This is a genomic window from Zavarzinella sp., from assembly GCA_041399155.1.
In the GTDB taxonomy this organism is placed as follows: domain Bacteria; phylum Planctomycetota; class Planctomycetia; order Gemmatales; family Gemmataceae; genus JAWKTI01.
Genome location: JAWKTI010000002.1, coordinates 632,301 through 649,625 on the forward strand (window position 1 = coordinate 632,301; position 17,325 = coordinate 649,625).

Below are 17,325 nucleotides of genomic sequence, written 5' to 3' on the forward strand. Positions count from 1 at the left end.
TAACGGATGATTGGTAAATTTTTCTCCCGACTGAAGAAAGGCCTCAGCAAGACCCGCGATGCCTTTTCCAGCGTCATCGACCTGATTCGTGGGCGGGGCAAGGTCGACAAAGCCTTTCTTGATGAACTGGAACGTCGGCTTTTCCTGGCTGATGTGGGTGTCAAATCTACAGGAATCATCGTCGAGCGGGTACGGCAAGCTTTTCAGGACAAGGAAGTAACCGATGACGTGCAGGCTTTTGTGCAGGCACAGTTGCGGGAAATGCTCAATGATCCATCCCCAGGGATCCATTTTCAACCTACTGGGCCGACGGTGGTGATGATTGTGGGTGTGAACGGTTCCGGTAAGACCACCACCATTGCCAAATTAGCCAACCGCTTAAAAGAAGATGGCAAAAAAGTAGTCGTTGCAGCCTGCGATACCTTTCGGGCGGCTGCAGTCGAACAATTGACCATCTGGTGCGAGCGGATTGGTTGCGACATTGTGAAAAACAATCAGGGGAGCGACCCTGCCAGCGTGGCCCACGATGCCTGCGAAAAAGCCAAAGCACGTGGCTTCGATGTTCTGATTGTCGATACCGCAGGTCGCCTACACACGCAGACCCACCTGATGCGGGAATTAGAAAAAATTCATAAAGTGATCCAGCGACAGATCGGTGGGGCTCCTCATGAAACTTTAATGGTTCTGGATGCCACCACTGGGCAGAATGCGGTCACTCAGGCCCAGATGTTCAGCAAATCGGTGCAGTGTACAGGAATTATTCTCACGAAACTGGATGGCAGTGCGAAAGGTGGCTCCATTTTTGCCATTAAAGAAGCTGTCGGCCTACCAGTAAAGTACGTGGGTGTGGGCGAAGCCCTGGAAGACCTCGATCTGTTCCACCCTGACGATTTTGTGAATGCCCTGTTTCAATAACACTCCAGGTATTTTTCCAGAATGCATCATTCCACGATATCACCGGAACGTCTGCAGATCATGGAAATCCTCTGGTTTCGCTTTTTTGAGCGTCTTGGGGTGCGTGGGACTGACAGTTATCCGGTTTTCGACCAACTGGTTGCGGCTTACACAGGTCCCACCCGTTACTACCACAACTTGCAGCACATTAATGAGATGTTAAAAATAGCTGGAAAGTTGTCTTCCGTGGCGAATAATCTGACCGCCGTTCAACTGGCGATTTGGTTTCATGATTCGGTGTACGACCCCAAGTCGAACGAAAATGAACAAAAGTCCGCGAATCTTGCCTCAGAAGTGTTGCACCGCTTTGGCTTGGATAATGAACTGGTTATGAAGGTGCACCAACTGATTCTGGCAACAGCATCCCCCACAATGCTAGTTATTGATCCGGATGTTGCCGTGCTGCTGGATGCTGACCTGGCCATCCTGGGTGCGGAAGAAGCCCGTTACCGCACCTATGCTGCGGCAATTCGGCAGGAGTATTCGTGGGTGCCAGAGGCCGATTTTGCCCAGGGTCGGCTGAAAATTCTGCAACAATTTTTGGCCTCGCCTCAAATTTATCGCACGGCCATAATGCGGGAGCTGGGTGAAGCACCTGCACGCACGAACCTTATGTGGGAATGCGAACAATTAATTCATTAATGGAAGCAGTAGTCACTTGCTGATGGTGCTGGAAATCACCATTTCACGATCAGGTTGGCACCCACAAAGGCCCCACTGCCTATATCGAGGCGGTCGCGCATGTTTGAAAACAGGTTCTGTCCCTGTCCAAAGTAACGATCAAAGGCATAACCACCGTTGAGATCAAGAACCGCGTGGGGACAGAGATCCCACCGGATGCCAGTAATTAACCTTTTCTCAAATACCAGAAATCGATCTCGACGTTCCGATCGATCCGCTAAAAAATAGGCTTCGTTCAACCATTCAAAGCCACCATAAAGTTCAAAGCCATCTCGCACTCGATAATTGGCTCTGGCATTGATGTTAATGACTGGCAAATAGGAAAAAGTCAGGGTCAGATCTTCAATGGGGGTCCACTTGATGGAAAAAGGAATCCCAATGCTCATATTGAACTGTTCTGATGGTTTCCAGAGATAGGCAATCCCAGGGATCGGAAAAGTCAGGTTGCCCATGGGTGAATAGAAGATCGAAAAAATCCAATAATCGGTATCGTTACTCACCTGAGTCTGCAGAAAGCCGAAGAAATTCAGATTAATTTCATCCATGCTGTCATAGGGCTTATCGCTGGCCGAACCGAGCGAGGCTCGAACGGCACCTGACCAGCCATTGTCAAACTTGTGAATGTACATGATGCCTGTATCGATGGCCCATAATTCATCTGGGAAAGGTTTGCGGGAATCTGGCAGGATTGCTGACGTAGAAAACTGGGTATTCCGGACTCCCGCCATCAGTAAAACAGTGTCATTTTCTTCCCGCCAGATGGGATAACCTGCGGAGATTCCCTGCCGGAAGAGGCTCATTTCGGCTGGCGACTGAGTGATCGGTTGGGATGGATACCACGTGGCACGATAGCCGGGCTTCCCCATTCCTGGCCCATCGAAGCCAGCGCTTTCCAGGGGATTGCCCTGTGACCTGCCTCTGCCTGCAGGTGGGGAATCGGGGCCAGACGCAATGGCCTGTGGTGGTGCCTGACCAGCAGCACTTCCGATCATCAGGAAGGCAGCACAAAACAATCCAAAGAGTGATTGCATGACAGATCGGTGGAAGCTCTCCATTCGCTGGGCGATACCCGATTTCCGCATTTCATGCAACGCCATTTCTTCGCAGAAAATCGGTCAATCAGTGAAAATCAGTCCTTTTCACCCGGCAAGTTGGCGATAATCGCGCTGACGATTTCTTCAGGGGTCATGCCTGAGATATGCAAGTGATCGTTTGCAAGGGACTCATAAATGGGCCGTCTGCGCGCGAGAATTGTTTCGATTTCTTCACGCCCGCCACCTGCCAGGTTGGGCCGGTTTTCGGTGGTCTGGGTATCAGCCTGAATTCGCTGCCACAATTGCACTGGTGGCAGATCCAGAAAGACAACCCACGCATTCTGGCGTAATCTGGCACAGTTTTCTGGCTGAATAATGATCCCGCCCCCGGTAGCAATCACTAATTGCTCGTGCTCCAGAATGTATTCGAGGCACACTTTCTCATATTCTCGAAAAGTCGCTTCACCATCCTCTTCGAAGATCTGGCGAATTGATTTCTGTGCAGTTTCCACGACCATTTCATCCGTGTCAACCGAATCCCAACCGAGGTTGGCTGCCAGCAATTTTGCAACAGTCGATTTCCCAGACCCCCGGTAGCCAATCAAGGCAATGTTATTCATTTTCATGGTCCTCCCCAGTAACCAGCCACCCGGTATTTCCTGGCTGGTGATAGTATTGCGCTCGGCAGGTGGGGCAATCCTGCAGCCGTTGTTCCAATAACTTTTTTTGTCGGGCAGATTTTAATCGACGTGATTGCAGTGCCCTAGGCTCAAATTCCTCAAAATAAAACTGCTGCCAAGCCTGCAGGCGGGCCACGATGCCACTCGGGTCGTTGTCGGTAGTCAGTACCTCATCGCCGATTTTGACATCGTACTGTTTGCGAAAAATAGATACACGGTGCCAGGAAATCTCTTCATCAATGCGGGTAATCAGTGCGTCCCCAAAACGGATTCCTGTTTCACAGAGCAAAATCGGCTGACCTTGAAAGCCATCGACTCCCACCGCATCGTAGAGAAGTAAATCGGGGTGGCGTTCCAACAGTGACTGCGATAATGCCTGATAGCGGGCAAGATCGAACACCGAAGTGGCAGCGGCAACAGCATGCCATAGTCGTTTCGGGCGAAGCTGCCACAACAGCCATAGGCGGGCAAGCCCTTCCCGATGGGTGCTGGCGATTATTTGCCCGAACGTGGGATACAACTTACCCAATTGAAAAAAATCGCCTGGTTCGAGCCCTTCCTGAAATGCCTCGGCAAGCAACAGGATTCGCAGTCGCAGTCGAAGGGCTGGTGAGTGGTAATAGGACAGTGCTTTATCCCAAAGTGGCTGGGCCTGATCGAAGGTTACCTTCCCTGCAAAGCAGTAACCCAGGTGCAGTGCCAGATCCTGCAGTGGGTCACCGCCGGAAAGTTCCTGATCTCGAATATACAACAGTGCCAGTTCTACCCACTCCCTTTCGAGTGGTGGGGTGGTTTCCGATTCTTCCAACAGTTCCAGCAGGTGCTGTTTTCGTGCTCGTGGATTCCCAAGATCGTGGCTGCATCTGGCCAGTGATGCCAGAAATTCCCGATCTGCCAACAGCAGGCGACGCTGCAACAGATTCCCCACCTGATATTTCCATGCCAGGTCGATGATATCTGATGAATTACTCACATTTGTGGTGCCAGTGACCATGCTCAGAAAGCAGAGGATTAATAACCCAGCGGTTATCAAAGTGGGCACTAACACCAGATCAGTTGGTAAAATGGCTGCAAAAAGAAGCAACAGAACAGTGCCAAGACAAACCAACAGGAATAAAGCACCATTCCATTTGGGTGGCTGATCTGCGGGTTCAATGAAAACAGCACGATTTCGAACTGTGACCTGCCAATGTCTGGAAAAGATGCCCCCACGCTGATCAATTTTGTACGCTGAGCTGAAATCGAGGTAATCATTGCCCACCACCGTAATGGGAAGTGGGTTTTCGGGATGCACAATAGTCAAACGACAATTAGGGCATTGGCCTTCATTGACCGGCAGAGGTGGGCGTTGTTCTGCCAGTGCCTGCCAGCGCCGTTCGACTTCGTTCCACCCACCCACTGGGTCCTGCGTGCGGGCGACTTCAAAAATTGCATCCAGGTGAGTAGACTTGCTGGACTCCGTCAAATCGGCCAATTGTTCCTGAATCCACTGCCAGCCGTCCAGGATTTTGCCATCTTCATAAAGCAGTTGGTGCCGTTGCCACAAGTGGACGGAAATCTGAGAGGATTGTAATTTTTCGTCGCACCGTGGGCAGCGGATTTCGTATTGCTTTAATAATTCTTTAATTATTCTGCTGCCATGCACCGACATGTTGATTTTGGGTGCCAATCCCAGCAGGGTAATTGCCCACAGTGAGCGTGGGATTGATTCCAGGTACCGATAAACAATTTCTTCCGTTTGTTCCGCTCTGGTACAGGAATTGATCAAGCGGATGACCAGGCGGGAGCGCATTTTTCGACGTCGGCCACTCCCACGCAGGTAGGGGAGGAGTAAGTCGATCAACTCCTGATTAAGCGGCACCGACCACTGGCCGAACAATTCGTATACAAAGCGACGATCTGCAGCTATTTTTGGTGATAATTTTTTCAGAAATGGTAAAGTCAGCTCGGACTGCTCTAAATGTTCCTGGAATTGCCGTAACCAGCGAGCCCGTTCCTTTTTGGTGGGTGCTGAGGCGATCGCCTGTAATAGTTCGGTGGTTCGTTGGTGAGTGGAGGCATGATCTGCCATGGCAGAGTCTTCAGTCCGGAACAGAAATTCGGATCGTTTCCGGCAATAAACAAACGCCCGCATCCCCACTTTGGCAAGCCTGCACTTCCAGCCGCAGGTTTGCCTCGCTGAGTTTCACTGGAGAACTTATTTCAAGTTCGACTATTTCCTGATAAACCAGTGCTGCTTTCGGATCAAGTGGTTTCAACGGTTTCCCTGCGGGGTATTTAATCTGAACCTTTGATTTATCATCGACTGCCAACACCCGGACCGCAGTGGGTTTGCCAATCGCTTCGCCCGCACCAGAGTCGTTGGCATATAGGTACCAGCCAGGCTGGATCGTCAGTTTGATACGATACTGAAATGAGTCGGCGATCTTCTTCACAGTCACCACTACTGCCACCACCTCGGAGGATTTGGTGGGAGAATTGTTTTTGGGCAGCGGTTGCTTCGGAACTTCTGGTGCTGCGGCACCTTGCGTCAAATAATCATCCAAAGCCAATGCCAGGGTGGGAACACCTGTAGGTCGGATTTTCAGTACCCCCGCAAACTGCTTAATTGTGCCTTCTGCGGCAGTCGTGTATTGCTTTTGCTTGGTCTGCCGACCCATTTTCAACAGTAATTGTGCCAGCACACCGTTTGAAGAGGGAGTTACCCCATCGCTGTAATCTTTCGTGCGTGCAAACAGTTCCTCATGGTCGGATGATGTGTAGTAAAACCCACCCCGTTGTTCTTCACCGAACCATTTCAAAGCGGATTTCGTGATCCCTTCACTTGCTTCAAGCCACTTTGCCTCGTTGGTTACTTGATGGAGCTCGAACAGGGCGTCCGCAAACAAGGCATAATCGTCCAGATAGGCATTGAAGCGCGAAGTGACTTTCTGTTCTGAATCAATACTGGTGGATCGTTTCAGCCGAAAATCTTTCGTGGTGGCGTGTTGCAATAAAAAATCGGCGGCTTTAGCTGCCATGGCGGTATAAGTTGGTTCCTTGAAGGTCACACCAGCCTGCACCAGAGCCCGGATCATCATGCCATTCCAGGCAGTCAGGATCTTGGTATCCAGAAACGGCCGTTCCCGTTTGGCACGTGCCGCAAAGAGCTTTGCTTTCAGGTCAGTCACTTTCGACTGATAAGCGTCCAGGGTGAGTTTTTGCTCTTTGGCAATGTCATCTGCGGAGCGAATCGTTTGCAGCACATATGCCCGGTTTTCGAAGTTGGCATTGCCCGTAATGGAGTAAACAGCCCGGATAAACAGGGCATCATCTTTTGAATTTAATGCCGTTTCGATCTGGGCCGGTGTCCAGATGTAGAATTCACCCTCTTCACCTTCGGAGTCAGCATCCAGTGCGGAATAGAACCCACCTGGAGGTGCGGTCAATTCGCGTGCCACAAAAGCAATCGTTTCCTGCACCACTTGCTTGTAAAGTTGGTTTGGATTGTACTCGTAGGCTTCGGAATACAGTTCGATCAACTGGGCATTGTCGTACAACATTTTTTCAAAGTGGGGCACGGTCCAGGTGCGGTCGGTACTGTAGCGATGGAACCCACCTCCTAGCTGATCGTATATTCCACCTTGGGCCATTTTTGTCAGCGTTTTGTTGACCAGTTTCTGCAAATCGGCATTTTTGGTGCGATAAGCTTCTCGCAAAAGATATCTCAACGTGGGGGGCATCGGAAATTTTGTCCCACGGAAACCATTATTGGGGTTCCCAATCCCACCAAATTCCGGATCGATCGCTTCCTGTAACAGCAAAGCGCCTTCAGCGGCTAATTCGCGGTTTAATTCTACCAGCGGATTCGCACGGTGGGCATTCGTCAGTGTTTCCACCGTCAGTTTGGCCACCTCATCGGCTTGTTCCAGCAATTCTTTTCGTTTTTCAATGTTCAATTTCTGAATTTCTTCCAGTATCCCTTTGAAGCCGCGGATGGTACCCCCATCGACCTTTTTGTCTTCCGGTGGAAAGTACGTTCCGCCCACAATCGGCTTGCCACTATCCGTGATAAACATCGACAACGGCCACCCACCCCGACTGCCGAACACCTGCAACGCAGTCATGTAAAGTTCGTCGATATCAGGCCGTTCTTCTCGGTCGACTTTGATGCATACAAAATGCTTATTCAGAATGTCTGCTATGACCTTGTTGGAAAAGCTCTCTTTTTCCATTACATGGCACCAGTGGCAGGAACTATACCCGATCGACAAAAAGATCAGTTTCCCTTCTTTTTTCGCTTTGGCAAATGCTTCCGGTCCCCATGGATACCAGTCCACGGGATTGTAGGCGTGCTGCAGCAGGTATGGGCTGCTTTCTTTCGCCAGTCGGTTAGGTGGGCCTTTTTTTGCAGGTTCCATGCTACTGACCGTATTCGTAATAACAAGCAGCCCCAGCAGGCGAACAAAATAATTCATGATGAGATTCCTCTGGCAGTGTTGCTATTGTAGAGAATGTGCCTACCTAGCGTGTGGAAGCCCAGTGCAAGACCTTACTTTCTTGAAATGACCGCCGTGGGGGGTTATTGTTGATTGCCGCACGAAAGATGGTAGACTGTTTGCGATGAACTTTTGATGAGACCTCTCTGGAGCAAGATGATGAAATCTGTTTTTCGCTGGGTGGTGCTGTTCGCCAGCGTTATCGGCTGTTCGGCAGGAAGGCCACTGTTTGCTGGTGAACCTGCCAAAAAACCACTGAATATTCTGTTTATTTTCAGTGATGATCATGCCTACCAGGCAATCAGTGCGTACGGCCACCAGGGAAAGCTACTGGACACGCCGAATATTGATCGACTGGCAAAGGAAGGAATGCGGTTTGATCGCTGTCTCACTACCAATTCGATCTGTGGGCCGTCGCGGGCGGTAATTCTGACTGGCAAATACAGCCACCTGAATGGTTTTCATGCAAACCAGCGCACCCCCTTTGATGGTTCGCAACAAACGTTTCCCAAAATCTTTCAGAAACAGGGCTATCAGACCGCAATTGTGGGCAAATGGCACCTGATGAGCAACCCAACGGGATTCGATTACTGGCATATCCTGCCGGGTCAGGGAGCGTATTACAATCCGCCGATGAATGATAACGGCAAACAGGTGAAACACACCGGATATACCACGGACATCATTACTGATCTGTCATTAGACTGGTTGAAAAATCGCGATAAATCGAAGCCATTTATGCTGATGTGCCAGCACAAAGCACCCCACCGGAACTGGCAGCCGGCTCTGCGGCACCTGGGGCACGATAACGACCGCAAATATCCCGAACCGGAAACTCTCTTCGATGATTATTCCGGCCGTGGAATTGCCGAAAAGACCCAGGATATGACCATTGAAAAAACGATGGATCGGAACGATTTGAAATTGAATACCCCAGGTAACCTGACTACAGAACAGCGGGCTGCGTGGGATGCCTATTATCAGCCACGTAACCAAGCCTTTGAAAAAGCGAAACTGGAAGGGAAAGAACTGGTTCGCTGGAAATACAACCGCTATATGCACGATTATCTGGCTTGCATCAAGGCAGTTGATGAGAATGTGGGCCGAATGCTCAAGTGGCTGGACGATGAGGGGCTGGCAGAAAATACCCTGGTGGTATACTCTTCCGATCAAGGTTTTTATCTTGGTGAACATGGCTGGTTCGATAAACGCTGGATTTATGAAGAATCACTGCGTACCCCACTGCTGGTGCGGTGGCCTGGTGTGACCAAACCTGGTTCTACGAACAACAAAATTGTCAGCAATCTTGACTTCCCCGAAACCTTTCTGGATGCGGTGGGGGCACCAATTCCTGCCGATATGCAGGGAAAAAGCCTGATACCACTCCTGAAAGGTGAAACACCTGCCGACTGGCGAAAGAGCTTTTACTATCACTATTACGAATTCCCGGGTGCCCACTCGGTGCGCAGGCACTACGGGGTAGTCACCGACCAGCATAAACTGTTCCATTTTTACGAACCGCAAATTAATTACTGGGAACTGATTGACAACAAGAAAGATCCGCAGGAAATGAAAAGTGTATATGGAGATCCGGCGTATGCGGAAGTTCAGAAAGAACTACATGCGGAATTGGAACGTCTGGAGAAAAGAGTTGAAGGTGCCTGCCGAAGACTGGAAAGACGCACCTCCGAAAAAGAAAAATCCACCCAAAAGAAAACCCCGGCCAAGCAATAGTGGGCCAAAAGATTAGGTTATTCTCATTTTCTTGGTTGCAATTCGATATTTTTGTTACCACCTTTTCTGAATTGTGGTACAATTTCGCAACTTATGGTGGTTTGATACCTCCAAACTTGTGGCAATGGAAACAAACAAAACACCACTACCATCGATTGTGCGTGCGACAGCCCGGTTGCTTGGCAAGTGGTCGGCACGTTTTCATTATGCCCGCACCGTGGAACCGTTCTGGATTGATACCGTCCGGTTGGAAATGCCCGTTGCCAACCTGCCACCCGAGTTGGATGGTACAAAAATCGTACAATTATCAGACTTTCACTGTGGGGAACATTTACCCGATGCCCACCTGAAGTCGGTAATTCAGGCGGTAGAACAGGAATCGCCGCAAGTACTTGTGTTAACAGGTGATTACGTCGATCACTGTGGTAGCCAGGCGAAGTGGATTCGAGATTTTTTTGGAAATTTCAAAGCACCCATGGGTACTTACTGTGTGCTGGGGAACCACGATTTTTCCGTGCATACCGCTGCGGGAAAGCGTCGCGATCCCGATCGACCGCAGATTATTCATGATGCCCTGGTGGATGTGGGGCTAACCGTCTTAAGAAATGAGGTCGCCTGGCTTGGCGAACCAGGAAATGGACTGGCAATTGCTGGTCTGGACGATCTCTGGTCACAGGAGTGCGATGTCGACCTGGCGTTGGGGGGAATCGGACCAGAAGTCCCTCGGCTACTGCTGGCCCACAATCCTCTAACGGTAGAACAACTGTCAAGCCATCGGTGCGATGTGATGTTCAGTGGCCACACCCACGGTGGGCAGGTTCTGCTGGAAAAATGGGGGCGGATTTTTATCGGCAAACGCTCCAGGCACCTTGCAGCTGGATTGTGCTACCACAATGATGTGCCCGTTTACGTGAATCGTGGGATTGGGTTTGGCTGGCAATTCCGTTACCGCGTGCGGCCAGAAATCACTTCCATCGTGCTGAGAACCAAAAATCCCGCCTGACTTTCATTCTGTCCGTAATTCTTCTGTGGCGTATAAATTACCTAACCGACTTGCGCCTCCGTTCCAATATTTCTGGTGATCCTATCCATGGCAACGAACTTTCATCTGCCATTAACGATTTTGCAGCAACACCTGAATAATGGAATGTATCTAACGGAAGCCCTGATGGTGCCGTCATTTACGCGTATTACTGCCACGTCGCGTGCTGGGATTGCCTCCATTGAAAAGATGGTCAGATCGTATGTCCGCGATCTCCCACGTGGGGAGTTACGCACCCTGATGCTGCCAAAATCGACCCACAGTTACTATGTTAAGGTGCGTCAGCAACCACCCAAACGGGACGATAGCTGGCAGGAACCAGTTGACCTCCGATTTTCTATAACTACCTGGGAATATAACGATGAGCTGATATTTGTGCGGGTGCCTGCACTTGAACTGGAATTATCCACCACGAAGGATGGAAAGTGGAAACAGGTGATTCAGAAGGAAATCCAGAATCAGTTACAGCGTTTGCAGCACAGTGCCAACTTGCGCAATTTGTCCCAGATCCAGATCAGCAACAAATACCGAACATTCAAACGTAAGCTTGAATTTCTACTGCCTGATCTGAAATCCATTGCACAGCAAGAGTTTGCGAAAGAAAATCAGGTAGAAAAGAAAACCACTTTGAAGCAGGTGGCCACGGAATTAACGCCCAAATTGCTCGATTCCAGTTACGAACAGGAAAACTACCTGAAGATTCTGGAGGATCTGTTTCGGCAGAAAGCCCCCCAGGGGGTTCTGCTGATTGGCCCCAGTGGCGTGGGGAAAACCGCACTGTTTCGCCAATTGGTCAAACAATCAAAAGAATATCAGTTAGATGAATTCCAGTTTTACTCCACCAGTGGCTCACGAATCGTGGCTGGTCAGACAGGTTTTGGCATGTGGCAGGATCGGTGCACCAAGCTGATCCGGGAACTGGCACAGGAAAAATCGATCATCCACCTGGGCAACCTGGCAGAACTGATTGATGTGGGCAAAAGCGAACATAACCAACTGGGGATTGCTACCTTTCTGCGGCCTGCCATCGCTCGTGGGGAAATTCTGTGCGTCGCAGAATGCACGCCGGAACAAGTGCCGATGATTGAACGTGAAGACCCTCAGTTAATGGAGGCATTTATTGCCGTTCGTCTGGAAGAGCCCGACAACAAACGGTCCATGTCAATCCTCAGTGCGGTGGCAGCAAAACATCCCCAGGTGAAACGGGCAATAGCCCCACCTGCACTGGAAAGATTAGAGCGTCTTCATCGTCGCTATGCCACCTATTCTGCGTCGCCTGGTCGCCCACTGCAATTCTTGTTGCGGTTAAACATCGGCGACAAAATTACCCCTATCGACGAACAGGAAGTGCTGCAGCAATTTGCCCGCGAAACCGGTCTACCAGCAGTGCTGCTCGATCCGGAACAGCGTCTGGATGTCCCTCGGATGAAGCAGTGGTTCTGCGAGCGGGTAATTGGTCAGCAGGAAGCTGTCGACATTGTGGCCGATTTGATTACCACCGTGAAAACCGATTTGATGCGACCAGAACGGCCAATCGCCTCCCTGATCTTCATCGGCCCCACCGGTGTGGGGAAAACCGAAATGGCGAAAGCACTTGCGGAATTTCTCTACGGCTCCCGTGATCGTCTGACGCGTTTCGATATGTCGGAATATTCGGACGTCATCTCTGCTCGTCGGCTGGTGGGTACAGCGTATGGTGTGGAAGGCTTACTGACGGCGAAAGTGCGCGAGCAGCCATTCAGTGTGATTCTGTTCGATGAATTTGAAAAGGCCCACGAATCGTGCTTTGACTTTTTCCTGCAGATGTTTGGCGAAGCCCGCCTGACTGATGCTGGTGGACGTCTGGCCGATTTCCGCAACTGTGTGCTGATTCTGACCTCCAACCTGGGTGCAGAATCTTTTCAGGCGGGCGCGGCAGGTTTCCGACCTGCGGGCGACCGTGCCACCCACGCCCATGAACATTTTACAAGGGCTTTAGAACGCTTTCTACGTCCGGAATTGATGAATCGAATTGATCGCGTAGTGCCATTTGGAACTTTATCACCCGAAATGATTCGCAATATTGCCCGCCGCGAATGGCAGAAAGTGCGGGAAAGGGATGGTTTACAGTTTCGGCAGGTGGAACTGTCATACTCAGACGAAGTGCTGAACCGGATATCGGAACAGGGGTTCGATGCCCGCTATGGTGCCCGTCCGTTGAAACGCAGTATGGAACGGGAAATGCTGGCCCCAATTGCTCATCAGTTGAATATGCACTTGCCCCATGTCCCACTGAAGGCAGAAATCCAATACGGCGATACGGGAATTACAACCAAGGTCTCGATTAATCACGCTCATCAGGTGAATGATGCGGTGTTGCAGAACCGGAAGTCTTTCCTGCGAAGAATGGTGTCGTTACGTCAGCGTTTGCAGCAATTGCAGAAAGGCACCGCTTGTCAGGATCTGCATAACGAGCAGTTTCAACTGGAACGAATTGAAACCCACATCCAGAAAAACTACAGAAAGCAGCCTATTCATTGACACAACAGGAAACAGAAGCATTTAGCCGTTTGGGCAAATTACGTGCCACAATTCAACGGATTGAGCTGTTCTGGAAAGATACTACCGCATTGGAAGACGATCTTCGCCTGCACATTCATGTAGATAAACAGTTGGAATTCGAACTGGATAAGGAAGTCCCGCAGATTGAACAACGCTGGCGTGAATTACTGTTTGAATTGTACGAATATTCCCAGCCAGGGAATATTGATACCGCAACACTGATGATCTTCAGCAGAGACCAACTCTGGCTGCAAACCTTGACAGAGGCGTATCTGCTGGGTTGTCCCGCCGGCGTTCAGGTTCACAACAGTGCGTTACTAGAACTGGTGACTAATCCAATTGATGCTTTTCTGCAAATGCTCAAAACAGGTAGCGGTTTATCGGAAGGTGTGGAACAGGTCTGGGTAGAGAATTATCTGTTAGAAGGGAAAAAACCAGCAAACCTCGATATACCAGTGAAGCGAGTGGAGTATCATCCACAGGAGCTGATGTCGAAAATCACCGACTCCACAGCGGGGGTGATGTTGCAATTTGGTGGTCGGGGCACTTATCCACACTACTACGGTGAGGTTGGGCTGCACAATTGCCGTTTTCTGCAGCAAAGTGGTAGTCAAGTGGCGTTTGTCACTGTCGCAAGGGAAGATCTTGTCAGCGCCATCCCCCCACTGGGTGTGGTGCACCAGCGAAACTGGATTGATCGCACGATCCGTACCTACGATTTCAAAATTTACCAGGCACACGACCACATTCTGGAATCCCGGCTGTCCTTCGCCAATCATCTTGAAAAAGCTCAACAGCAGTTTCTGATGCTGCATGCCGAACAGGTACTGGAGGGAATCGTCCTGCAATGAACTTTCAAATCCCCATTTTTGTGCAGGAAATCCATGGCAAGAATTACCTTGCCCGGCCATTGTTTTCGGAAGCACCTGCACGCACTGGTGGGCAGTTGAATAAACTGTATCAGCGGTTGTCGCTTGATATTGTCCGCTTTCTGGAATCTCAAAGTAAAGAAGCCCGCCATGATCATATTGCCCGCCTGTCATTTGCACCTGTGATACAGCAGCATCGCGTAAAAATGAAGCTGGTACTTCGCACAGGTACAGTCGATTATCAGCAGTTTTTTGTCAGTTTTGAGCATCTGGGACGTAAACTGGTTTTCTCACCTAATTTTCAGGAACGTTGGTACGAAATCCCTCGCCAGCAGACACTGGAAAATGTGGTGACGGAGGCGATGCAGAAATATTGGCAATCGGTGGCACGGGAAGATGAGGATTTTTCTAACCAGGAAGTAACCCAGACGGCCATCATCGGCAAAGCGTGGGTGCATATTCTGGAAATTAATGCCAACATCCGCCAGACAATCCCCAAAGAAAAAACCAGCAACATGTTTATGCTGGGTGATGAAGCGCCCGTTGATGGGAATGAGGAATTACAACGGGTGGGGCATTGCCTGGAAGATTTATACCCGGATGAATTACTGCGTGCGGTGCAGCAGGATAGCCTGGTGGAGGAGCTGGTCGGTCGCCTGCAGGCCAGGCCTTTTTCTCCGGTGTTGCTGGTCGGCCCACGGATGGTGGGGAAAACCACCTTGATTCATGAGGCAGTTTTTCAGCGAAACAAGGGTCTGCAACGGCGAACAAGACAGGGCAATCTGTGGCATATTTCGCCACAGCGATTGATTTCCGGAATGTCCTATCTTGGTCAGTGGGAATCTCGCCTGCACGCGATTATGAAGGTGGCTCAGAAGCGGCAATTAATCTTGTATTTCGACGATCTGGTAGGGCTGTTTCTGGCAGGCCGTACCAGCAATTCCACGTTGAATGTGGCCCAATTGCTGAAACCAGCGATGGAACGCCAGGAAATCCGCGTGCTGGCTGAGATTACGCCAGAGCAACTGCGTGTTTTACGCGAAATGGATCGTTCTTTTGCTGATCTTTTTCAAATATTACCAGTAGCGGAACCCACGGATGAACAGAACTGGCGGATTCTGTTAAGTCTGCAGCGCCACATGGAAGGCAAGTTTTCCTGTACCTTCGATCTGGATGTCCTGCCAACGATTATTGATATCCAGAAACGCTATGAACGCACCGCCAGCTTCCCTGGAAAGGTGGCCCGTGTCATCAATCGTCTGGCTGTGCGAGCAGAATCGTCGCATACAAGTACAACCAATCAGGATAAAGCCCCAACTGGTCGGGTGGTGATCGGTCGCGAACAGGTTCTGGACGATTTTCAGCAACAGTCGGGCTTGTCGCTGAAATTGTTCGATACCACCACCAAATTGCCACGTCAGGCGATCTGGGAAGCACTGAAAAGCCAGATTATTCAACAGGATGAAGCCCTGCTGGCACTGGTAGACACGTTGGGGATAGTGAAAGCCCGGCTGAACGACCCGGATCGCCCTCTGGCATCGATGTTGTTTCTTGGCCCCACTGGCGTGGGGAAAACGGAAACCGCCAAAGCGCTGACCCGCTATCTCTTTGAAGACGAAAAAAAAATGCTTCGTTTCGACATGAACGAATATGTTCATGAGGGTGCAGCCGCCAAACTGGTGGGCACCGTGGATTCACCAGAAGGATTGTTAACAGCAGCAATCCGCCGACAACCCTTTGCAGTGGTGCTGCTGGATGAAATCGAAAAAGCCCATCCTGAGGTGTTTGATCTGCTGCTGCAGGTACTTGGTGAAGGCCGTCTGACCGATTCGTTGGGCCGCACCGCAGATTTCACGAACTGCATCATCATTCTGACCTCAAATCTGGGTGTTACCGAAGCGGAAGCCCAGGTGGGATTCACACGCACCCGCGAACAGGCACGTGGCACCTATTTACGTTCCGCAGAACGGTTCTTCCGTCCGGAATTTTTCAATCGCCTCGACCGAATTATCCCGTTCGAGCGTCTCAGTCGGTCCAGTCTGGCAGAAATTGCCCGCAAATTAATGCTTAACGTCTTCGCCCGTCCGGGGTTACAGCAGCGTCAGTGTGTGATGGATGTTTCTGAAAATGCCCTGAATGTGGTGATTGAAAAAGGCTTCGACCCAGTTCTTGGTGCCCGGGCGATGAAACGTGCGGTCGAAAAACTGCTTACTCAGCCTGCTGCAACCCAGCTTGCTGCACAGCCACTTGAACATGTCTGTCTTGTGGCTGTTGATCAGCGGGTGGACAATACCGCCGAATTAGATGTGAACATCCTGCCCATCCTTCCCGTTGCCCCACTGCCGATGGTGGGAGACCACAGTACCTGGAAACAGGCCACTTGGGAGAATCACCTCGACAATTTGCTGGAACAGGCGGATTTGTACCTGCAAAGTCTCCGCCCACGTGGGGCAATTTCCGCTACGGATGTGGCACCGGAAATCGAAAAGTATTTGCTGCTGAAAGAACTGATTGATGATGTGGAAGGGCGGTTTGGTGAATTGACAGATCACGATGAAATCCTGGACCGTGTAGAAATTTCATCGATGACGATCAAAACCCCAACTGGCAAAAGGATTTCTCGTGATTTTGCGATCCGACTCAGTCAACCGATGAGTGCCTATTTTGCTGCCGAAGATATGCAACGTGCCATCGAAGAAATCCAACAGGAAAAAGAGAAACCGCACGGAAACACCCTTCAATATCAGGAACTGGTGCGGCGACTTTCCTTGTACGAATGGATTCGTGGTGCTGATCTGGAAAATGTTCCCTGTACTCTGATTCTTCAACCTTTCCCACGTGGGATCGATTCGGTTTACATGAATCGATTTGCGAATATTCTGTCTGCCACGCTGCAGGAATTATTGCTGGAGGTGAAAATTCGCGCTGCATCAAATAATTCGCTCGCACTGGTGCTGCAAATTCGTGGCTTTCACGCCACCAAAACTGCCGCACTGGAAGAAGGGATCCACATCTGGAGTGATCGATCGAAGAATATTTTCCCAATTCTGGTTAGATTACTCCCACGTGGGGTGGAATGGAATGCAGAAAATGAGAATATTTTCACAAGGACACTCCCCAAACCACTGCCACCAGTCGTGCGAACCTACACCGATTCTGGCTTGATCTGCGATATCCGTACCGGAATGGTACTTTCGACCAAACTGGATTCGCCCAGCCTAGCCGATTTTCTACTCATTAACATTGAGCGAATGACAAATATAGTCCCCACGTTGCCTGCCGAACCACCACCAGAGAATCTGCAATAACCCA

The 17,325-nt window shown here is 50.3% G+C and carries 11 protein-coding genes; 7 read left to right on the top strand and 4 right to left on the bottom strand.

What is annotated here, in order from left to right; genetic code table 11:
* Positions 1-6 precede the first annotated feature (6 nt).
* The gene (ftsY, locus tag R3B84_12625) at positions 7-915 is read left to right on the top strand and encodes a signal recognition particle-docking protein FtsY (protein MEZ6141408.1); all 909 of its coding nucleotides are present in this window, start codon (positions 7-9) and stop codon (positions 913-915) included.
* Positions 916-936: 21 nt separating this feature from the next.
* Entirely contained in the window at positions 937-1,596 is a 660-nt protein-coding gene (locus R3B84_12630; GenBank protein ID MEZ6141409.1) for a hypothetical protein, read from the top strand.
* Positions 1,597-1,631: 35 nt separating this feature from the next.
* Here the strand turns inward: R3B84_12630 and R3B84_12635 are convergent, their stop codons facing one another.
* The 4 genes from R3B84_12635 to R3B84_12650 are packed head-to-tail and all read right to left on the bottom strand — an operon-like array spanning position 1,632 to position 7,806.
* On the bottom strand, positions 1,632-2,732 hold the full coding sequence (locus tag R3B84_12635) for a DUF6268 family outer membrane beta-barrel protein (GenBank protein ID MEZ6141410.1): 1,101 nt from the start codon (positions 2,730-2,732) through the stop codon (positions 1,632-1,634).
* A 32-nt stretch (positions 2,733-2,764) separates the two neighbouring features.
* A complete protein-coding gene (locus R3B84_12640) occupies positions 2,765-3,295 on the bottom strand; it encodes a shikimate kinase (GenBank protein MEZ6141411.1) in 531 nt (176 codons plus the stop codon).
* Positions 3,282-5,420 (bottom strand): hypothetical protein, encoded by a 2,139-nt coding sequence (locus R3B84_12645; protein ID MEZ6141412.1) that lies wholly within the window; start codon positions 5,418-5,420, stop codon positions 3,282-3,284. The genes R3B84_12640 and R3B84_12645 overlap by 14 nt, the downstream gene beginning before the upstream one ends.
* 10 nt (positions 5,421-5,430) lie before the next feature.
* On the bottom strand, positions 5,431-7,806 hold the full coding sequence (locus R3B84_12650) for a DUF255 domain-containing protein (GenBank protein MEZ6141413.1): 2,376 nt from the start codon (positions 7,804-7,806) through the stop codon (positions 5,431-5,433).
* Positions 7,807-7,983: 177 nt separating this feature from the next.
* On the opposite strand from R3B84_12650, the gene R3B84_12655 reads away from it, so the two are divergent.
* From R3B84_12655 to R3B84_12675, 5 genes are all read left to right on the top strand, one after another.
* Positions 7,984-9,561 (top strand): sulfatase, encoded by a 1,578-nt coding sequence (locus R3B84_12655; protein MEZ6141414.1) that lies wholly within the window; start codon positions 7,984-7,986, stop codon positions 9,559-9,561.
* Positions 9,562-9,685: 124 nt separating this feature from the next.
* Positions 9,686-10,564, top strand: a complete 879-nt coding sequence (locus R3B84_12660; protein MEZ6141415.1) for a metallophosphoesterase — start codon at positions 9,686-9,688, stop codon at positions 10,562-10,564.
* Between the two features lie 87 nt (positions 10,565-10,651).
* On the top strand, positions 10,652-13,123 hold the full coding sequence (locus R3B84_12665; GenBank protein MEZ6141416.1) for an AAA family ATPase: 2,472 nt from the start codon (positions 10,652-10,654) through the stop codon (positions 13,121-13,123).
* Positions 13,120-13,995 (top strand): hypothetical protein, encoded by an 876-nt coding sequence (locus tag R3B84_12670; protein MEZ6141417.1) that lies wholly within the window; start codon positions 13,120-13,122, stop codon positions 13,993-13,995. The genes R3B84_12665 and R3B84_12670 overlap by 4 nt, the downstream gene beginning before the upstream one ends.
* Positions 13,992-17,321, top strand: coding sequence for an AAA family ATPase (locus R3B84_12675; protein MEZ6141418.1), 3,330 nt, complete (start codon positions 13,992-13,994; stop codon positions 17,319-17,321). The genes R3B84_12670 and R3B84_12675 overlap by 4 nt, the downstream gene beginning before the upstream one ends.
* Positions 17,322-17,325 lie beyond the last annotated feature (4 nt).

Excerpts from the sequence above, each read along its gene's own strand:
- R3B84_12665 (MEZ6141416.1), top strand. The coding sequence starts at position 10,652 with ATGGCAACGAACTTTCATCTGCCATTAACGATTTTGCAGCAACACCTG.
- R3B84_12655 (MEZ6141414.1), top strand. The coding sequence starts at position 7,984 with ATGATGAAATCTGTTTTTCGCTGGGTGGTGCTGTTCGCCAGCGTTATC.
- R3B84_12635 (MEZ6141410.1), bottom strand. The coding sequence starts at position 2,732 with ATGGCGTTGCATGAAATGCGGAAATCGGGTATCGCCCAGCGAATGGAG.
- R3B84_12645 (MEZ6141412.1), bottom strand. The coding sequence starts at position 5,420 with ATGGCAGATCATGCCTCCACTCACCAACGAACCACCGAACTATTACAG.
- R3B84_12640 (MEZ6141411.1), bottom strand. The coding sequence starts at position 3,295 with ATGAAAATGAATAACATTGCCTTGATTGGCTACCGGGGGTCTGGGAAA.
- R3B84_12675 (MEZ6141418.1), top strand. The coding sequence starts at position 13,992 with ATGAACTTTCAAATCCCCATTTTTGTGCAGGAAATCCATGGCAAGAAT.
- R3B84_12630 (MEZ6141409.1), top strand. The coding sequence starts at position 937 with ATGCATCATTCCACGATATCACCGGAACGTCTGCAGATCATGGAAATC.
- R3B84_12660 (MEZ6141415.1), top strand. The coding sequence starts at position 9,686 with ATGGAAACAAACAAAACACCACTACCATCGATTGTGCGTGCGACAGCC.
- R3B84_12650 (MEZ6141413.1), bottom strand. The coding sequence starts at position 7,806 with ATGAATTATTTTGTTCGCCTGCTGGGGCTGCTTGTTATTACGAATACG.
- ftsY (MEZ6141408.1), top strand. The coding sequence starts at position 7 with ATGATTGGTAAATTTTTCTCCCGACTGAAGAAAGGCCTCAGCAAGACC.